This is a genomic window from Streptomyces sp. Ru72, from assembly GCF_002920635.1.
Taxonomy (GTDB): Bacteria; Actinomycetota; Actinomycetes; order Streptomycetales; family Streptomycetaceae; genus Streptomyces.
This window is the reverse complement of record NZ_PQSR01000266.1, coordinates 1-288: the sequence shown is the minus strand read 5'-3', so window position 1 is coordinate 288 and position 288 is coordinate 1. Positions and strand designations below refer to the sequence as shown.

At 60.8% G+C, this 288-nt stretch carries 1 pseudogene; it reads right to left on the bottom strand.

Annotated elements, in window-relative coordinates:
- Positions 1 to 288 (bottom strand): annotated as a pseudogene (locus C3488_RS39845) (hypothetical protein); the annotation flags it as partial.

Here is a 288-nt window from a genome sequence, read left to right as displayed (position 1 = left end):
CCGCCATGCCGGCGATAATGGCCTGCTTCTCGCCGAAACGTTTGGTGGCGGGACCAGTGACGAAGGCTTGAGCGAGGGCGTGCAAGATTCCGAATACCGCAAGCGACAGGCCGATCATCGTCGCGCTCCAGCGAAAGCGGTCCTCGCCGAAAATGACCCAGAGCGCTGCCGGCACCTGTCCTACGAGTTGCATGATAAAGAAGACAGTCATAAGTGCGGCGACGATAGTCATGCCCCGCGCCCACCGGAAGGAGCTGACTGGGTTGAAGGCTCTCAAGGGCATCGGTC